This is a genomic window from Thermococcus alcaliphilus, from assembly GCF_024054535.1.
GTDB lineage: Archaea > Methanobacteriota_B > Thermococci > Thermococcales > Thermococcaceae > Thermococcus_A > Thermococcus_A alcaliphilus.
Window position 1 is genome coordinate 15,043 of record NZ_JAMXLV010000024.1, and the last position, 16,776, is coordinate 31,818.

Genomic DNA, 16,776 nt, shown 5'->3' on the forward strand with positions numbered 1-16,776 from the left:
ACCATAAAGAAAAAAGAATCAGCCCTTAAGGAGGCCTTTCTCAATTAAAAACTCTCTCGCTATTTCCCTCGCATCCTTCTTCTCCACGTCGTACTGGTAGTTAAGTTCTCTCATCGTGTCAGTGTCAATGAGCCCCTCGAGCTTCTTGAGGACTTCCACTACTTCCGGATATTTGTCGGCGAACTCCTTCTTGATGAGTATGACGGCATCGTAGGGCGGTAGAGCTCCTTTATCGTCCTCGAGGATTTTGAGGCCGAATAGGTCGACCCTCGCATCGGTCGTGTAGGCGGAGATGGCATCAACCTGTCCGTTCTTTATTGCCTCGTACATAAGCGTTGGCTCCATCTGCTTTACTTCCCCAAAGGTGAATCCGTAAACCTCCTTAATCCTAGGCAGGCCGTCCGGTCTCGTCGCAAACTCCGGGTCGGTTCCTAATGTCATCTTAGGTGCGTATGGAGCAAGATCACTGAGTTTTTCTAAGTTGTTCTTCTCTGCAAATTCTTTCTTAACGGCTATTGCATAATCGTCTCTAAAACCAAGCTTTACAAGGGTTAGAACGCCATCACGTTTTAACATCTCTTCCTTGCTTTTCTCATAGACGTAGTCGGGATCCCACTTCTCCGGGGGATCGAGCTTGAGGATGTTGTTGTAGGCAGTTCCCGTATATTCTACATAGACGTGAATCTGCCCCCTCTTCAAGGCTTCATAATTAACCAAAGTCCCTCCAAGGCCCTCCTTAACCTCTGCCTTGAAGCCGTTCTCCTCAAGGAGAAGAGCTATCATGTGGGCTAAGATGTACTGCTCGTTAAAGGGCTTAGAACCTATCACTATAGTGGGAACTTCTTCCTTCTGGCCAATGCAACCGCTTAAAAAAGCGACTACAATCAAACCAGCTAAAGCCAATGCACCAAACCTGTTCATCTTTACACACCTGTATTTAATTGTTCGGTCTTTCTAATAAAGTTTTCGAAAAATTAAAAACAAAAGTACCAACTTCGAACTACCCAAGCATCGAATCAAGGAAGAGCATTATATAAAAACCTAGGAAAAAGCCAGCAGTTACTAAAAGTTCATTCTTCTCGTGTTTATAAATCTCTGGAATCATTTCCTTCACCGTTACATAGAGCATTGCTCCCCCTGCTAAACCAAGACCATAAGGGAGCAAACCATGAAATATGGTGAAGAAAAACGCGCCCACAAGAACCATAACCCATTCTGCAACTCCGCTTAAAGCTCCCATCAGAATGGGCTGGAACCTTTTCTTTTGAAGAGTCGCAAGAGGTAATGAAACAACCGTTCCCTCGGGAAAATCCTGTATTCCTATGGCTATTGCCGTCACAATCCCTGTCTTTAGGTCAAAGACAATAGATGTTCCAACTGCTAAGCCCTCGGGCAGGTTATGTATTATAACTGCCAAAACTATCAGCCAAACAACCCTCAGCTTGTTTTTGAGCTCTTCGGGGCCTTCGTAGCCTTTAACCAAATGCTCATGAGGTACAAAGCGGTCGATAGCGTATATAAGAACTATTCCGAGCAAAATTCCCACTCCGGCAGGTACGAAGCTACCAGTGGCTTCAATCCCCGGGAGTATTAAACTCGTAAAGCTCGCAACAATCATTACCCCAGCGGCAAAAGATAAGCTGAAGTCCATGCCCCAATCAGGCATCTTATGGGAAATTATCGCAAGCAACGAGCCAAGAGTCGTCATTAAGGCCACAAAAAGACCTGCATAAAAAGCAACCATCATCAGACTCCCGTTGGAAACTGCAAGAAGGTACGTGCTCAATGATGTTACGAAGTTTTCTAACATAATTAGGTCACCCTAACTAAAAGTTAAGCGAAGAAAATATATAAAAGTTGCGGAGGATCAAATCGGAGTCACATGCCCCCACTTTTCTAAAGCCCTTGCGAGCTCTTTATGGGTCTTTGCATATTCTTCTAGAGATATTCCCTGCATTATGGCATCTATTGCCTGTCTTACCGCCTTAGCTCCAGCAACAGGTCCGTCCGGATGACCGAGGGTTCCTCCACCGAGCTGGAGAACAATGTCGGTTCCAAGAGCCTCTATGACCGCTGGCAGGTTGCCCGGATGTAATCCACCGGAGCTCGTTGGGAATGCCGGTTTTATGTGGTAGAACTTCTGTTCAAGATGGAATACGTCGTTTTCATCGGGCTTGTAGTGGTTCTCCCTTAAGATTCTAGCGTTTTGAATAACGTCCCACTTGCCACCTTCGAGCTTTCCAGCACCAGCAGTTCCCACGTGGAGCTGGTCAATACCTATCAACCTGTAGAGCTTGGCAAGGACGAACATTGAAATTCCGTGGTAGGGATTTCTTGTGAAGGTAGCGTGCATTGCCCTGTGTCCGTGTATAGCCAAGCCGTAATCCTCGGCTAAGTCCCTTATATACTCCAACGCTCCCCAGCCGGTTATAACGACATCAACCATCGCATGTTTAAGTCCAAGGTCTGCAAGGAGCTCAAGCCTAGTTTCCATTTCCCTTATGTCCGCAGTTATGTTGGCGAACCATGTCTTCTTCTCTCCGGTTTCGCTCTCGACTTTTTCAATTATTCTCGCCATTATCTCTGCTCTCTCCTCGAAGCGGTTGTACCATGGACTTGTAAGATTTTCATCGTCTTTCATGTAGTCCGCTCCTGCAGTGAGAAGATCGTAGGCAAGCTTCTCAAACTCTTCTGGAGAATAGCCGACCTTTGGCTTTGGGACTACACCGTAAAGGGGCCTATCTTTGATTTCAAGCATCTTCCTTACTCCCTCTATACCAAAGGCAGGCCCATTGAACTCCCTGATAATCTTCTCGGGCAAGTAGAGATCTTCAAGGCGGAGACCTTTCACTCTCTTCATTCCAAAGACGTTTCCTGCAATGCTCGCAAGAAGTCCCGGTAAATTGGCTTCTTCAAAAGCGTGGAACGGATAGGCAATCTTAACTATCCAGCTTCCATCCCCCATGTCGTGGAAGTCGTAAGCTTTTGCAGATAAATCCGCCCACCTTTCTTCCTCATACCATGGATAGAGGGTAGTCCATGTTCCCGTTGAGCTTTCAGCAGCGACTCCTCCAGCGGCTTGCTCAATTGTGTATCCCTCAGCCGGAGTTATCCTAAAAACGGCTATGATGTCTCTCTTCTTGTTGGGCTCATAACCTTTGTCCACATAGTAGTCATATATCTTGTCAAATTTTTCAGGCATTTTTCACACCTCCTTATTAGTTAGGTTTTCCTAATTATTAAGCCTTTCGTTGGGTGGCATAGAAATAGAAAAGCGGAGGTTATTAAGCTTTCGATAACGGCAAAAAAGAAAAAGAAAGACGTCTCCATGAAAAGCCATCATTTATGTTTGTCATCCTCATTGATGGTTATTGCGGGTGTTTCCAATACGATGATGCGTTCTACTCTTGATATCTCCGACCTGAAGTCAAACCTGCCGTCAGCTCCAATCAGCTTTATGAAGAGCACCATGCTCTCTTCGCCCGTAGCCGGGTCCCTGAGGGTCAGGACCTCAATGATAAGCCTGTCCGGGCTGTGCTCTCCCAAACTCAAGGGTATCTCCATGATGTACTCTGGGATTCCGTTCTTAACCCCACCCCCGCCGGCTATTATGACGAAGGGTATCTGGCCTTCATCTGATGTCCCGTAGTCGGGGTGGGAAAGCCTCTCTCTAACGGCAGAGGGGACGGGCAGTTTTGCTATATCGTTTCCCTCGATCGTCTCTCCCGTGAAGGAATTCTCCATATGGAAGGGACTCAGCGTTCTCGTCAGGAACGGGCTGTAGGGGCCGGGATACGCTGTGGTTTCGTTTACCGTCAGCGGGAAGCCCCACGGCGTGCCGTTGAATTCCCCATCAATCCCATCGAGTTTTATGAACATGTCTACTGCAGATTCCGGATCGAGGACGTCCCTCATCTTCACGGGATCATGGGGTGTATCCGCGGACTCATTAAGGCCTTTGATGTCCATACTAATCCTCTCCACGTAGCGTTTTCCCTTGTATTCTTCGTTTATGGTCATTCTCATGGCAGTCATGTTGCCTCCTCCCACGAAAACGTCCACCTCCTCCAGCGGAATGCGCTCCACTTTTGGAGCATCAACCGAGCTTTCGGGACTTACGCGGAGAAGAACAGGGAGACTGCATTTTTCTTTTATGTTGAGCGTTATATCCCCATTTTCGTCCGTTTCAGCCTCCCAGCAGCCGACCTTTGCCGCCTCGGGAGTTCCACCCATAACGGCCAAAAAGAAGTCCCTTGACACCGGATTGACGGTGATGTCCTTCCGGATATCGCTTCCCTGCAATGCTGCCTCGCCAATTATCTCTCCAGTTTCGGCATCCACCATTGCGAGACCAAAGCCCATTGTGGTTACTTTGTACTCTCCAGCAGGAATTCCAATGGCCTTCGAATAGCCCTTTGCCTCCGGGATTTCCCGCTGTATCTTGACAAACTCCTCCGAGCTGAGCTCCCTGGCTTCGCTGTAGTTTCCTACCACCAGCAGCGTGCCGTTAACTGGGTAGCTACATGAGATGAAGGGGTTGTAGGGGGTTATCGTTATGACGTTGTCACCGGTTAGTATCTCGTCGTGGGGGAGGTTGGCTCCAATGCACCCAACGCCCTCGATCGCGTACACTCCCGGGCCGAGCTTAACTCCCTGTGGCTCTCCGTAGGGGATTTCACTGATGAAAGAACCCCTCCTTACCTCTTTCACCACTATATTGCCCTGCGGAAGCGCCCTGTTCACCGCTTTGGCGAGCTCGGAACCTGCCTTGAACTTCACGACCTTGAGTGAGGGAACCACGATTCTGAAGGGATTTTGGGGGACGATTTTCCACCCCTGGCTTGGGTCTTTGGTATCTGCAAACCTCAGACCGCTCGCAGGGTGGTATATCTCAATGGAGACAATTTCCTTACCCTCAACTGCCTTTAGGGTATTCTGGGCCATCTCTCTTGCCGAGACCCTCTTTCCATCCACCAGAAAAATCCCGTCCTCGTTGTAGAACTCGTTAATGGCTTCTCCTTCCTTTACCCTGTCCCAGTAGGTCCTTTCAACTGCAGCGGTTATAAGGGCGTTTCTTAGGGTCACCAGTTGGGCAAAGCGAATAATGTATGCATCGGAGAGGTATTCAAGCTTCTTGGTCTTGTTATCTTCGTTTTCGGCAAGTCTCATAAGCCTGTGAAATTCTTCCTCTTTTGGTGATGCTCCCACGAGGGAAGGTGTGCGTCCACTACCGAAAACACTGTCAATTAGCCCCACTGCTTCCTCAAGCTCCTTCAGCTTTACATCAATCTGGGCATCCTTCTCTTCTCGGGGCTGAGTTTCTGTGGGTGGCGTTGTTTCTGTTTGGGTCTCCGTTGGTGGGGGTGTTTCCGTCTCGGTTTTAGTTTCGGTTTCCGTTTTCGTTACTGTTTCTGTTGGCTTGCTGGTTGTTTCTGTGTTAACGCTTTGGTTTATACATCCAGAGATGAAAGCTCCAAGCAACACTACACTCAAAAGCAGGGCAAAGCCTGCAAACCTACCTTTCATTTTTTCACCAGCTTTTTCACACGGCGACAAAAAACGTCAAAAAACCATGTGATTATGATTTGTAATAAGCCGTCAAACTATAAAACAATTTCTGTTTAACATTTGCATATGAAGTAAAAAGATTGACTTAACAAAAGGAAAACCAAAAGAAAAATTTTAATGAAAAGCTTCACGGTCCAACATGCATCATCTGGCTGTACATCTCCCAGTCGAGGAGGAGCTCGTATTCCGTCTTTAGGATGAAGTAGTGTGTATTTTCCATCGAAGCCAGATACCTAAGAAGACCTTTCTTTGCATTGTCATCCGTCATCTCTTCGAGCTTAGAATAGAATTCTTTGGCAATCCTCTCCGCTTCCATAGCCCATCTAATCAGTTCCAACATATCCTGAACGTTTTTAATTTTCTCCGCAACGGGCTTTAACTCTGGCCCCACATGTTCCTTGGGGAACACTATCTCCTCTCCGGGGAACGACTGGGCATAAAGCTTCCTTAAAAATTCCTCGTGCTTTTCCTCCTCCCCAGCGAGAAATTCCAGCTTCTTCCTTAGAGTCTCTATATCAACATTTGCGGCCATGCTTTTGTAAAACTCCCTTGCTCCTATTTCTGCTTTTATAGCCATTCCCAAAAGCTCCTTCAGAGAGAACTCATTCACCTTTTCAAGGGGAATCCCCATGTCAATCTCCACCATTTCTTCCACCTCATTTCAAAAACAAGACATTTATTAATAGGGCTTTTCCATACTAAAATCTTTCCATCAAATAAAGGTTCTAGTGACAAACCCTCTAACTCGAATATAAAAGTCTCATGGTAGAATTGCCAAGCCTTTCAGCTGCCACGTAATGAAGCCTCACTAGGGTGTAAATCCACAAGCTTATGGAAAAGAAGTACACTGCAGGAGCTATTTCTGGAGCAAAGATGTTGAGCCAGATAAACACTACAAAAGCCCAAGACGATATTCCTGCAAGCCTCTTGTACTCTTCAGGGGTTCTAACATAGCCCGATATGGCATTGATGAGAAGAAGAATGGCCACTGAAGAGGCCAGCTCAACGGTATAAAAGCTCTCCCTTACAAAGATGGCACTCCCGGCTACAATACTAACTTGCAAGAACATTGTCCAAGTAGCCCTAACAAGTCCACTTTCCGAGAGGGAATAGGCTATTAAAACAGGCCCCAAAAGTATTGCAATAGTTATAATGCCCCTATGAACGTCAAACATTGTCGCGATAAAGCCGAGTGAAGTTAGTATTCCTCCAAAGAGGATGTACCAAGAAAGCCTCCTATGTCCTAAAAAGAAGTTCTCAATCTTCCTTGAAAGGTTCCAGGTAAGGAAAATTCCCACAAGGGTCAGCACTCCACAGAGACTCATGAGAGTTTGATAAACACTTATCATGCTTCCATCGTCCAAGTTTTTACTCAGATAATTGGGAAGAAAACTAAATAAACCTTCCGGTAAACTTTTGTAGATTTTAAAAAACATGCTAAGTTTGTTCCCAAGAAAAACTCCTTTTCTTTATGTTCTTCAAAATTTCCACACCCTCAAACATCTGGAGGGCTCCAAATAACATCCCGCTGAAAAACGAGAATTCACTAACAAGATGGTATCCCATCAGATGGGAGAAGAAGCTAATGAAGAAGAAAAGGGAAGAAGTTGCCAGAGCATCGGTGTGAAGCCAAGGAAGGAGGTTGTTAAGTCTTATTCCTAAGAGAGCAGAGAGTGCAAATAGAAGTGTCATCAATGGGAAAAGCAGTTCAACGGCCGCAAAAACAACATAAATCCCAACAGCAGCTGAAAGACCAACATACAGCCATGTCCATGCTCCAAGTCTACCAAAAGAAAACGCAAGCACAACAAAAAGAAAACTAATAGCCCCTATGAATCCGATAACGTTTCCAAACTCTGGAAAAGTGAGTTCGAGGAGAAAACCCAGTGCAAACATTGCAGAGGATAGATACATTATACTCCCCTGTGTTCCTTTTACTTTCCATGCCAGCGCCGCACCAAGAATTGAAGCACTGAGAACCAGGTAGGAGAGAGCTATCCCTATCATTCAAAGCCACCTCCTGAGGTAATCGTATATTCCCATGGCGGAGTACACCCAGAGAATTACAGCGGATGAGTAAAGGAGAACTATGAGGAAAGACGTTCCTCCCAAAGAACCCTTGTTAATGAAGTACCTCAACCAGCTGTAGGCCACAAAAAGCCAAGAGGAAAGCAAGAGGGAGTACCTCAAAAAGGGGGAAAGAATCCTAAGCATTAAAAGGGAATGAACCAGAACAAGAAGGGCTAAAAGAACGCCTATGTAAATAATCTGTGCTGTGGTATCCGAAAAGCGAGAAGCGAGAGAGAGCGATGAAAGGATCAGAAGAAACTGGACAACGAACCTCTTCGTTGGAACAAGGACTCCCAGCGTGCTAAATGAATAGATCATTATCCCCGGTCCTGCAAGAAGAAGAATGGTGATAATGTTCCTCTCAACTGCACTCGTTGGTCTCATAATGCATAAGAAGCCGATTGAAATTAGAATTCCCGCCAACAGAGGGGCAAAAACGACATACTTTTTTTCAGAAACATAACCTTTCAACTTATTAAAGATTAGGGTAACATAAGCTATCCCTAAAATCGTGAGGGCCCCGTTTAGTGCCATTATGATATGGTATTCAATCATCTCATCCACCAAACCTTTTCTCCCATTGTAAGGAACAGGAATAATATTGCTGCGAAATATAGGAACGCACTGACAACCTCAAATCCAATCAAAAACGTTGTGATGCTTAAGAGGGCAAATATGCTAGAAAAAAGCAGGGTATCCCTTATCTCCTCTCCGAGAAGAGATGCATTCTCCCTGAGGTTTAAAGGCAGGATAAGGAGAACCAACAGTGTGCCCACATGGAAGTATTCTAGATCACGGGATATAAAAACGATAAGCAGTGTAAGGGCAACAATCAAGAGGAAGTACTCGTAGCGAATTCTCCTGGCAGTGTTGACTGAGATGAACCTCTCCATAATCAATAGAATCCCTAGAATTCCAAAAAACTCTATCATATCTAAGCTGATCCCAAAGGCAATTTCTCCAATACCTGCTCCAATGAAAAACAGACCAAGTAAGAGTGCGTAGGGCTGATGGTATAAGATGGGGTTCTTTTTTGTGGAAAAGCCGGTTATTATGAGAAGGCCAAGCAAAATATCAGGCAGGTTTGAAAGTAGAGCGCACTCCACTAAATCCACCTCCTCAATGTTTCGTATGTTCTAAGTGTAGAATATACCCACATAAGTAAACTTGTGAAATAAATCAAGAGAACCCCATAATGGATGCACGTTTGGGGGTTTTTGAAGGAATAATAGCGGAGCCATGCATGGAGGATAAGAAGCCAAGATGCAACCCTCGTGAGGTTTTTGTTAAAGCGTGTGCAAGTTGGCAAAGAGGAAATCAATTTCATGAGAAAAACAAGAGAAATGAGAATAAAACTGGCTAATGCTCCTACAATTTTCCCCAAAGCAGGAAGTGGAAGAAAATAATAAATAAGGAGCGACAGCAGGAGAACAGAGAGCTGCGCTTTAAATTCCTTATCAATTTCAAAATGCCTTATTGCAAAAAAAGGCAGGAGTATAAGGAGGGATCCGGTGAAAGGTAAGAGAATGATAAAGAGGGCAGTACTGGGCGAGGAAAAGATAACTCTAGTTGCCCTTAGAACGATCATTCCTCCGGCAATCATAAATCCACCAATTAATTGAAGGACTTCAAAGAGTTTACCCTTCTTGATGTACAAGTTAAGCTCATGGAATATCAAAATAGCAAAAGAAACTCCAAGTAAGATCGTGAATTCAATAATAGGACTCAACAGCGTGTATTCATCCAAGGGGCTCACCTATGATAATTTCCTTGTTCAGTTCGAGCTTGTAAAAGCCCGTAACTCCTTTAGGAGACTTCTTAATCCTTATTCCCCTCGTTATTTTAAATCCATCAACAACCTCGACTATATCTATAACATGCGTTGCAGACTCCTCAAAAATAGCCAGGGTCTTCTCATCAAGCAGCCTCTTATCTACCATCGACATTAAGACAAAGCCACGTTCCAGAGCTATGTTGGCCAATTCAGAGAAGAAACGGTGGACTGTCTCAGGAGGATGGAAAACGAGAAGGGGCTGAAGGAAGAATATGCCAATTAAGTGATCCTTTGGTATCTCTCTCATTGCATGACTTACCTTGAAGAGCTCCTGTGGAGCAAAATCTTCTCCTAGGGTAAAGAAAATAACCCCCTCAATCCCCTCTATCTTCTCAAGTCTCTTTTTAAGGCGAGGGGTTACAAAGACAACAGCCTTTTCTTTATTCTCTCTTAGAACAGCTAAAACTATTTCTATCCCCAGCTCTCCGATGGTTGATATTAAAATCGTGCTTCCCGGTTCAACTTCTCCGAGGAGCTCATCAAGCTTAGGGACGCCAAGTTTCATATTCAGACCCCGTGAAACAGAACTTCTTGGTGGTAAACTTCAATGCCCTTGTCAGTTATCTTATAAGGCCTAATCTCCTCATCAAAGGTACTCCCTCTGAACTTCGTTATCTTAATGCCTCTAAGGGTCTTTCCACGCTCTTCGATTGATCTCAGCTCTATAACCCCGCTCACAAGATACTCCTCAATATCACTATCTCTAAGCTCTGAAGTAAGGATAATTGTAGCCTTATACTTGGATATCGTCTTCAGAAAAGCCATAAAAGTTCTTCTGTACTCAAGCTCATCTATAATCGTAAGCCTGATCATTGTTAAAGGATCTATAACTATTCTTGAGTAATTTTCAGCATTGAGTTCTTCGCTTATTGCCCTTGTAAGCTTTTCAAAGCTGGTTGCAAATTCTTCATAAAGGACGTCGGCAAAGATAGTCTTCTTTTCTCCTACGGGTGTTGCATCCACGAGCTTTATATTGGGGTGATCCAGATCAAAGCCAAATTTGCTCATGTCCTCTTTGAGGGTTGAAATGGGCTCTTCAAAAGTAATATACAGACATTTTTCTCCTTTTTTAGTCCCTTCCATCAAAAACTGCATTGCCAACGTAGTTTTACCAGCTCCAGGTCCTCCTTTTATAAGATACGCCCTCCCGGGGATGAGGCCACCGTTGAGCATTTTATCGAGGCCTTCAACCCCTGTAGAAATTCTCTTCATGTTACTCACCACTGTGAGTTAATCTACTCTCAACTTAATAAACCTTTTTAATTGTACAAGATGTTTTAATTGTATAAGGCCCTGCTTCAAAACCCCACACTATAAGTAACAAGAAAAGTAGAAAAACACCAAAGAAATCATAAAGAGGATCACTCAAGCTGAACCTCGTTCTCCCAGAGGCCGTGGATGTTACAGTAACTCAAAGCATAGAGCTTGCCCTTCTTCTTGGTCTTGAGTACAAAGTAAGCTATGGGCTCTGTGTACACATCACTCGTGTTTGGGCCGTTTACAGACTCTCCATGGGCTGTAAACTCAGCCCTTCCAACATGGTAAACAAAGTTCTCGCCCTCTGGTAAGAAGTAAAGCTCTATGTATCTGATGTGGTGCTCGGTGGTGTTTGGATGCGGGATTTCTTTACCAACTTGCACCTTAACTTTAACAAGCTCTCCTTCTCTTTCGTACTCTATAACGGGGACGTGCTTTTCTCCTTTCCAGTCCCCACTCCTTATGGTTTCACCAATCATCCCGACCACCTCAATCCTCTATCTTTTCAAACATGTCTTTTGGAGCTCCACAGAGCGGGCATACCCAATCATCCGGGATGTCCTCAAACTTTGTTCCTGGGGCAACTCCACTATCCGGATCCCCTGCTTCCTCATCGTATATGTATCCACAAACTATGCACTTCCACTTCGCCATGTTTCCACCACCCTAATATTATTAGATTAACCTTATAAAGTTTGCGCTCCGAACTAAATGGAGCAAAAAACGAAAGAGTTACTCAAACACTACGAACTTGTCCCTTGAAGTGCCACAGACTGGGCAGTACTCTGGAGCCTCGTCAACTGCTGTGTAGCCGCAAACTGGGCAGATGTAGACCTTCTTTATCTCTATGTCCTTCTTCTGCTCTGCAAGTTCTTTTGCCTTTTTATAAAGCTCTGCATGGATTTTTTCGGCCTCCAAGGCATAGTGAGTGCTCCTAACGGCTTCTTTCTCTCCTTGGAACTCTGCCACTTTATTGAAAACAGGGTACATTTCTTCAACTTCATAGGTCTCGCCATCAATAGCAACTTGAAGATTGCTTGGGGTGTCCTTAACGTTGCCTAAAGCTTCATAGTGATTTTTTGCATGAACGAGCTCTGCATAGGCTATAGCTCTAAAAAGCTTCGCTATGTTTGGAAATCCTTCCTTCTCAGCCACATCCGCAAAAATCATGTACCTCATGTGGGCCATGCTTTCCCCAGCGTATGCTTCCTCAAGAAACTTCTTGGTCATTTTTCTTTCAACCACCATACCCATCACCTCAAAACGGCATTATTAATTTCGATAGAGAAATATAAAAGGTTTTCTCTCCGAAATTTATAAGATAGGGAAAGAACATCACAGTTCATCTATGCTAACTCCAGCTTTTATCTTCCTCTCCAGCATCATTGCCTTCCTTATGTCCTCCATAACAACCGCTCCGACTATCTTGCCTCCTTCAAGGAAAACTTTTGTCTTCTCATCCAGCCACTTTCCCTCTCCCCTTGTTTTTCCAATCAGGGCTATTGAGAAATTTCCAAATTTAAAAACTGTGGAACGGAATTCAAAGTCATACCTGTCTTCTATACCTCTTAAAAGGTTAGCAAGGACTCTCGCATGCCCCATGGCAGCCTTTGCAGTGCCGCAGATTATTCCATTGTACTCGGCGCAATCTCCGATAGCATACACATCCTTTGCTGAAGTTCGGAAGTGGTCATCAATCAATATTCCCCTCCCAGCGTGAATACCGCTTTTAACGGCTATTTCCTTGTTGGGAACAATTCCAAAAGCGCATATCTTGACTTTCCCATTTACGTAACCCTTATCCGTAAGAACTCCCTCATTATCTGCCTTCAGCGCATTTGCATTGAGATAAAACTCTACCCCATCGCATTCGAGCTTCTCCATCATTACTTTCGTGAGCTCTTCATCAAGGCCAAGAAGATTACTCCTTCTGTGAACTAACTTAACTTTGTAGCCTGCTTTTGCCAGGTTCCCAGCAAGCTCAAGACCTATAAATCCGCCGCCAAGTATCAGAACGTCTTCATATTTTTCTATTTGCTCTTTAATTCTCTCGGCATCCTGGAGTGTTCTAAGGGTGTGTACGAACTCTTTGCCCTCAAGAGTTGGTTTTCTTGGCCTGGCACCGGTGGCTATAACTAAGACATCGTAGGGTATCTCGCCTTCACTTGTTATCAGCCTTTTTCGAGCCCTGTCTATTAACTCCGCTCTTACCCCTAGATTCAGGTCTATTCCTTTCTTTTCGTACCATTCAAGGGAATACGGGAAGAGCTTTTCCTTCTCAATGAATCCTGCTATGTAATGGCTTAACATAGGTTTGCTGTAATGGGGAACCTTCTCCTGCTCAACTATGCTTATCTCTTCTCCAGAAAGCTGATTGGCTAATTCCACTCCCCCGGGCCCATTTCCAACTATGACAATCCTCATATGCCTCCCTTCAGAGAACTCTTGGCTTGTAGTAGATTTCCACCTGATTGAATATCACATGAGCGGGGATATCGGCATAATCTGGCCTTCCTCTCATGAGCCCCTCCAGATATTCCTTGTGAACTTCGATTGCTTTGTAATGAGCTCTCTCCTGCGTTGCCAAGAAGTCAAAAAGAGCCTTATGCTCAGGCAGTCTCTTGGCTAGAAGTTTATAAACTCTCTCTGCAACCTTTTCATTCATTAGTGCAGTCCTCATAGCCTCAACCATTGCGCCCAGGGTTACGGCATTGACAGTGCTCTCAAGGAAGGGAATTCCCTGAGGCACTGGATAGCTCTCATCTCCGAAGAGTTTTTTGTATAAGTTTAGCAAGAGTAATCTATGCGCCTCTTCCGCCTTTGCGAGGTCTTTAAAGAAGTTCTCTATAAGCTCACCCTTTCCCTCCGCAAGTTTGAGATAAAAGGCTTTGGCATCTTCTTCAGAGGCTATTGCATAGCCTAAAATTTCCTTTTCAGAAAGGGCTTCCAGTCTTTTAACAATATCTTCTTCCATGAATACACCTCCTACGTTAAAGATTTTCTCATGGGTATATTTAATGTTTACCACTCCACTTCTTCTGAAGAATCAATAGGGTTTTGTCCTCGGCTTATAATACTGTTCAGGGTTTGAAAAGAGCTGTGCTGTTATAGGGGTTTTGGAGATCTCATTCCCCTCAAGTTGGGCTTCAAAATAGTCCTTGTACATTTTTAAGGCCTCTATATGGCCTGCTTCTTGAGTTGCCAAGTATTCAAAGACGTCCCTATGTTCAGAGGCTTTTTTGGAGAGATAATTATAAATTCTGTATGTGTTTTCTTCATTTTCAAGAACGATCCTAAGGGCATCAACTAAGTTCTGACAGGTTTCGGTGGATAGAGAAGCATGAACTGACGATACGCTTTCAACTAACTGCAATGTTTCCTCCCCAAATTTTTCTCTATAAATTCCCAGAAGGACTTCCCAATGAGCTTTCTCATCGTTGGCAACCGTTTCAAGAAACTCTGCTATCAGCTGCCCCTTATCTTTTGAAAGGTCTCTATAGAAAAGTTCGAGTTCTCTCTCAGAAGCAATCGCATAGCTTAGTATTTCTTTTTCAGAAAAAGCCTCCAGTTTCTCAATAATATTGCTCCTTTTTTCCACAAAAATCACCTGAATATAATTGCACCTAATGTTATTTAACACTTCCTGAAAGAAATCTTCATATGAGTTCGTTTAGCGAATTTAAAAGCATTTGTCCCCTTTTTAGTGCCCCCAAAAGATATTTGTCCCTTATTTCACCTCTTTCAAGGAACTCTTCGAGTTCCTTCCTTATGTTCAAAAGATGAACTCGTCTTTGCTCTTCGTTTAAGGGTTTTTCGGCCTGGAGTTTTTCTCCTCCTTCTTTAAAGCCCTCCGGAAAGTACCAGTCCTTGAACCACGTAAAGCCCAAGTTAAAAAGCTTAAAGCCGAGCCTTGTTGTTGGAGCCGGAGCCCCAAAATAGAGAGCCCTTTTGGTTTCAAGGTCTTCAACATAGCTAACAAAGATATGCTCTCCGGGTTTTAAATGACTCGCAAAAAGCTCCAGCAGGGTCTCTTCTACGGGGGAATTGAAGTACAGCAGCCCAACGTTTGGAGTCGGATTTATGGAGGAAACCTCAACCCAAGAGCTGTAGTACCTCCTACCAAAATAAATCCTTGCGTAAAGGAGGTGATCCCTTAAAGAACCTTTCTCAATGAAAATCTCAAGAAGAGCCTCGTTTGGAAATCTGCCGGGGTATTTTTCCGCATATATCTCAAATTCTCCAACTTTAATTCCACTCAGCAGTTCTTCAACGGCGTTTTCAATCATAAGGGCACCTCTAAAAATAAATTAAAGATGAAGCTCACCTTCTGAGCCTTTTTACGAGTTCTCTAACCCCTTCTCTGATTCTTACCTCATCTTCTGGCGTAGTTCTGCCCTTTACCTCTATTGTATCCACGTGATCGAACTTTGACCTCTTGATTAGTGTCTCTATCTCTCTTCCAGCCACTCCTGCCCATCCGAATGTTCCTAGTATAAGAACAGGCTTTTCATAGTTGGCTTTATCGAGCATCTCATAGAGAAGATACCTTATTCTCGGGTGTATGCCTGCTTCATATGTTGAAGCTCCAATGATAAGGGCTTCACTATCTGGAACTTCTCCAAGAATGTCGCTCACCGCTGGAGCCTCTTTGTCGGTGTATCTGTAAACTACCGGAGTGAAGCCGAGTCTTTCTAGCTCGTTAACTGCCACTCTAACGCTTTCCTCAACGAAGCCATACATTGAATCGTAAACCACCAAAACTTTGCCTTTCTTTGGAACTCCAGCGCCGACATTTGCATAGTGTTCAAAAATCTTCTGTGGGTTCTTACGCCATATCAATCCATGCCCCGGAAGAATCATCCTGACATCGTCCACTATGCCGAGCTCTTTTATCTTCTCAATGTTCTCCACGATGTACTTGTGGTAGTGGCCGATAACAGTAACTATGTACTTGGTAACGTAGGGGAGATATTTCTCAACGACTTCATCGTCACTGTCATCTATGGCTTCGGGAATTGAGTATCCTCCTCCTGCATCACAGCCAAAAATTATCTTGTCCTCAACAACATAGGTTATCATGGTATCGGGCCAGTGAAGCCATGGAACCGTTATGAACTTTAAGGTCCTGTTACCTATCTTCAGTTCTTCTCCATCTTCAATTGCATGAACGTTCTCTTTGATATCATAAAACGCCTCTAAAAGTCTCTTTGCAAATATAGTGCCTATGATCTTCGCCTTGTACCCGTTTAATTCGAGGATTTTTGGTAAAGAGCCGCTGTGATCCGGCTCCATGTGGTGGACAACTATGTGGGTTATCTGCTTGGGGTCAACTATACTTGAGAGTGCCTCAAGAAATTGATCCACATAGTCTTTTTTCCAGGCATCAAAAAGGACAACCGCACTATCTGTCTTCATGAGGTAAGCATTATAGGTTATTCCCTCTGGGATATCCCACGTTGCCTCGAAGTATTTTATTTTGTCATCGTCAATCCTCAAAAGGTAGAGCTCAGGTTCATCAAGAAGTTTCTCTATCCAAACCTTTGGCATTTTTTCATCACCCCAATTTAGTTTAAAAATAGAAATATAAAAAGCTTTTCACCCTTCCAGAAACTCGAATATCTCTTCCAAGTTGGGAAGCTCCCCTATTGGGTAAACTTTGTAGAAGGCTATCTTTCCTTCTTCATCAACCAAAACGTTTGCCCTTTCTGAAATGCCATCCTTTTCTCTAAAAAGTCCATATAGCTTTGCAACCTCACCATGAGGCCAAAAGTCGCTCAGAATCCCGAGTTTCTTAAGCCCCATGTGTTCAGCCCAGGCCTTTTTACTCGGCACGGGATCAACGCTTATACCAACCGGGAGAACGTTTAGGGTTTCAAATTTTTCGTAGTTTTCTTCCAAAGCTTTCATCTGCTTTTCGCAAATACCTGTCCATGCCAGTGGGTGGAAGGATAGGAGAACTTTCTTCCCTCTAAAATCCGAAAGCTTAAATTCCTCTCCATTTTGGTCTTTCAACACAAAATCCGGTGCTTTTTCTCCAATCACCTTAC

The 16,776-nt window shown here is 44.2% G+C and carries 21 protein-coding genes; all 21 read right to left on the reverse strand.

The window, feature by feature from the left end:
• Positions 1–18: 18 nt before the first annotated feature.
• Positions 19–921, reverse strand: a complete 903-nt coding sequence (locus NF859_RS09740) for a glycine betaine ABC transporter substrate-binding protein (RefSeq protein ID WP_252744071.1) — start codon at positions 919–921, stop codon at positions 19–21.
• Between the two features lie 79 nt (positions 922–1,000).
• Positions 1,001–1,810 carry a ZIP family metal transporter gene (locus NF859_RS09745; protein ID WP_252744072.1) on the reverse strand — a complete coding sequence of 270 codons (810 nt, stop codon included), beginning with the start codon at positions 1,808–1,810 and terminating at the stop codon, positions 1,001–1,003.
• Positions 1,811–1,867: 57 nt separating this feature from the next.
• Positions 1,868–3,202 (reverse strand): type III ribulose-bisphosphate carboxylase, encoded by a 1,335-nt coding sequence (gene rbcL, locus NF859_RS09750; protein WP_252744073.1) that lies wholly within the window; start codon positions 3,200–3,202, stop codon positions 1,868–1,870.
• Positions 3,203–3,339: 137 nt separating this feature from the next.
• Entirely contained in the window at positions 3,340–5,526 is a 2,187-nt protein-coding gene (locus tag NF859_RS09755; RefSeq protein ID WP_252744074.1) for a hypothetical protein, read from the reverse strand.
• Between the two features lie 169 nt (positions 5,527–5,695).
• Positions 5,696–6,214: a ferritin family protein gene (locus tag NF859_RS09760; RefSeq protein WP_252744075.1), complete on the reverse strand. Its 519-nt coding sequence runs from the start codon at positions 6,212–6,214 to the stop codon at positions 5,696–5,698.
• A 94-nt stretch (positions 6,215–6,308) separates the two neighbouring features.
• The gene (locus NF859_RS09765) at positions 6,309–6,917 is read right to left on the reverse strand and encodes a hypothetical protein (protein WP_252744076.1); all 609 of its coding nucleotides are present in this window, start codon (positions 6,915–6,917) and stop codon (positions 6,309–6,311) included.
• 88 nt (positions 6,918–7,005) lie between these two features.
• Positions 7,006–7,575 carry a hypothetical protein gene (locus NF859_RS09770; RefSeq protein WP_252744077.1) on the reverse strand — a complete coding sequence of 190 codons (570 nt, stop codon included), beginning with the start codon at positions 7,573–7,575 and terminating at the stop codon, positions 7,006–7,008.
• On the reverse strand, positions 7,576–8,193 hold the full coding sequence (locus tag NF859_RS09775; protein ID WP_252744078.1) for a hypothetical protein: 618 nt from the start codon (positions 8,191–8,193) through the stop codon (positions 7,576–7,578).
• Complete coding sequence (locus tag NF859_RS09780) at positions 8,190–8,744, reverse strand: hypothetical protein (RefSeq protein ID WP_252744079.1); 555 nt, start codon at positions 8,742–8,744, stop codon at positions 8,190–8,192. The genes NF859_RS09775 and NF859_RS09780 overlap by 4 nt, the downstream gene beginning before the upstream one ends.
• Positions 8,744–9,385 carry a hypothetical protein gene (locus NF859_RS09785; RefSeq protein ID WP_252744080.1) on the reverse strand — a complete coding sequence of 214 codons (642 nt, stop codon included), beginning with the start codon at positions 9,383–9,385 and terminating at the stop codon, positions 8,744–8,746. The genes NF859_RS09780 and NF859_RS09785 overlap by 1 nt, the downstream gene beginning before the upstream one ends.
• Positions 9,378–9,977 (reverse strand): hypothetical protein, encoded by a 600-nt coding sequence (locus tag NF859_RS09790; protein ID WP_252744081.1) that lies wholly within the window; start codon positions 9,975–9,977, stop codon positions 9,378–9,380. Before NF859_RS09790 ends, NF859_RS09785 begins: the two co-directional genes overlap by 8 nt.
• Positions 9,978–9,979: 2 nt before the next feature.
• Positions 9,980–10,684, reverse strand: coding sequence for an RAD55 family ATPase (locus NF859_RS09795; RefSeq protein ID WP_252744082.1), 705 nt, complete (start codon positions 10,682–10,684; stop codon positions 9,980–9,982).
• A 149-nt stretch (positions 10,685–10,833) separates the two neighbouring features.
• Entirely contained in the window at positions 10,834–11,208 is a 375-nt protein-coding gene (sorA, locus tag NF859_RS09800) for a superoxide reductase SorA (RefSeq protein WP_004068456.1), read from the reverse strand.
• Positions 11,209–11,218: 10 nt separating this feature from the next.
• Positions 11,219–11,383 (reverse strand): rubredoxin, encoded by a 165-nt coding sequence (gene rd / locus NF859_RS09805; protein WP_252744083.1) that lies wholly within the window; start codon positions 11,381–11,383, stop codon positions 11,219–11,221.
• Between the two features lie 78 nt (positions 11,384–11,461).
• Positions 11,462–11,977 (reverse strand): rubrerythrin family protein, encoded by a 516-nt coding sequence (locus NF859_RS09810; RefSeq protein WP_252744084.1) that lies wholly within the window; start codon positions 11,975–11,977, stop codon positions 11,462–11,464.
• Between the two features lie 87 nt (positions 11,978–12,064).
• Positions 12,065–13,153, reverse strand: coding sequence for an NAD(P)/FAD-dependent oxidoreductase (locus tag NF859_RS09815; protein ID WP_252744085.1), 1,089 nt, complete (start codon positions 13,151–13,153; stop codon positions 12,065–12,067).
• Between the two features lie 10 nt (positions 13,154–13,163).
• Complete coding sequence (locus NF859_RS09820; protein ID WP_252744086.1) at positions 13,164–13,703, reverse strand: ferritin-like domain-containing protein; 540 nt, start codon at positions 13,701–13,703, stop codon at positions 13,164–13,166.
• A 72-nt stretch (positions 13,704–13,775) separates the two neighbouring features.
• Complete coding sequence (locus tag NF859_RS09825; RefSeq protein ID WP_252744087.1) at positions 13,776–14,336, reverse strand: ferritin-like domain-containing protein; 561 nt, start codon at positions 14,334–14,336, stop codon at positions 13,776–13,778.
• 49 nt (positions 14,337–14,385) lie between these two features.
• Positions 14,386–15,015: a DUF1122 family protein gene (locus NF859_RS09830; protein WP_252744088.1), complete on the reverse strand. Its 630-nt coding sequence runs from the start codon at positions 15,013–15,015 to the stop codon at positions 14,386–14,388.
• A gap of 34 nt (positions 15,016–15,049) precedes the next feature.
• The gene (locus NF859_RS09835) at positions 15,050–16,276 is read right to left on the reverse strand and encodes an FprA family A-type flavoprotein (protein WP_252744089.1); all 1,227 of its coding nucleotides are present in this window, start codon (positions 16,274–16,276) and stop codon (positions 15,050–15,052) included.
• Between the two features lie 48 nt (positions 16,277–16,324).
• Positions 16,325–16,771: a peroxiredoxin gene (locus NF859_RS09840; RefSeq protein ID WP_252744090.1), complete on the reverse strand. Its 447-nt coding sequence runs from the start codon at positions 16,769–16,771 to the stop codon at positions 16,325–16,327.
• Positions 16,772–16,776 lie beyond the last annotated feature (5 nt).

What these genes read in the sequence shown, in the direction of transcription:
- sorA (WP_004068456.1), bottom strand. Translation starts at nt 11,208, where the DNA reads ATGATTGGTGAAACCATAAGGAGTGGGGACTGGAAAGGAGAAAAGCAC.
- rd (WP_252744083.1), bottom strand. Translation starts at nt 11,383, where the DNA reads ATGGCGAAGTGGAAGTGCATAGTTTGTGGATACATATACGATGAGGAA.
- NF859_RS09810 (WP_252744084.1), bottom strand. Translation starts at nt 11,977, where the DNA reads ATGGTGGTTGAAAGAAAAATGACCAAGAAGTTTCTTGAGGAAGCATAC.
- NF859_RS09745 (WP_252744072.1), bottom strand. Translation starts at nt 1,810, where the DNA reads ATGTTAGAAAACTTCGTAACATCATTGAGCACGTACCTTCTTGCAGTT.
- NF859_RS09815 (WP_252744085.1), bottom strand. Translation starts at nt 13,153, where the DNA reads ATGAGGATTGTCATAGTTGGAAATGGGCCCGGGGGAGTGGAATTAGCC.
- NF859_RS09795 (WP_252744082.1), bottom strand. Translation starts at nt 10,684, where the DNA reads ATGAAGAGAATTTCTACAGGGGTTGAAGGCCTCGATAAAATGCTCAAC.
- NF859_RS09765 (WP_252744076.1), bottom strand. Translation starts at nt 6,917, where the DNA reads ATGATAAGTGTTTATCAAACTCTCATGAGTCTCTGTGGAGTGCTGACC.
- NF859_RS09760 (WP_252744075.1), bottom strand. Translation starts at nt 6,214, where the DNA reads ATGGTGGAGATTGACATGGGGATTCCCCTTGAAAAGGTGAATGAGTTC.
- NF859_RS09755 (WP_252744074.1), bottom strand. Translation starts at nt 5,526, where the DNA reads ATGAAAGGTAGGTTTGCAGGCTTTGCCCTGCTTTTGAGTGTAGTGTTG.
- NF859_RS09830 (WP_252744088.1), bottom strand. Translation starts at nt 15,015, where the DNA reads ATGATTGAAAACGCCGTTGAAGAACTGCTGAGTGGAATTAAAGTTGGA.
- rbcL (WP_252744073.1), bottom strand. Translation starts at nt 3,202, where the DNA reads ATGCCTGAAAAATTTGACAAGATATATGACTACTATGTGGACAAAGGT.
- NF859_RS09790 (WP_252744081.1), bottom strand. Translation starts at nt 9,977, where the DNA reads ATGAAACTTGGCGTCCCTAAGCTTGATGAGCTCCTCGGAGAAGTTGAA.
- NF859_RS09740 (WP_252744071.1), bottom strand. Translation starts at nt 921, where the DNA reads ATGAACAGGTTTGGTGCATTGGCTTTAGCTGGTTTGATTGTAGTCGCT.
- NF859_RS09835 (WP_252744089.1), bottom strand. Translation starts at nt 16,276, where the DNA reads ATGCCAAAGGTTTGGATAGAGAAACTTCTTGATGAACCTGAGCTCTAC.
- NF859_RS09775 (WP_252744078.1), bottom strand. Translation starts at nt 8,193, where the DNA reads ATGATTGAATACCATATCATAATGGCACTAAACGGGGCCCTCACGATT.
- NF859_RS09770 (WP_252744077.1), bottom strand. Translation starts at nt 7,575, where the DNA reads ATGATAGGGATAGCTCTCTCCTACCTGGTTCTCAGTGCTTCAATTCTT.
- NF859_RS09820 (WP_252744086.1), bottom strand. Translation starts at nt 13,703, where the DNA reads ATGGAAGAAGATATTGTTAAAAGACTGGAAGCCCTTTCTGAAAAGGAA.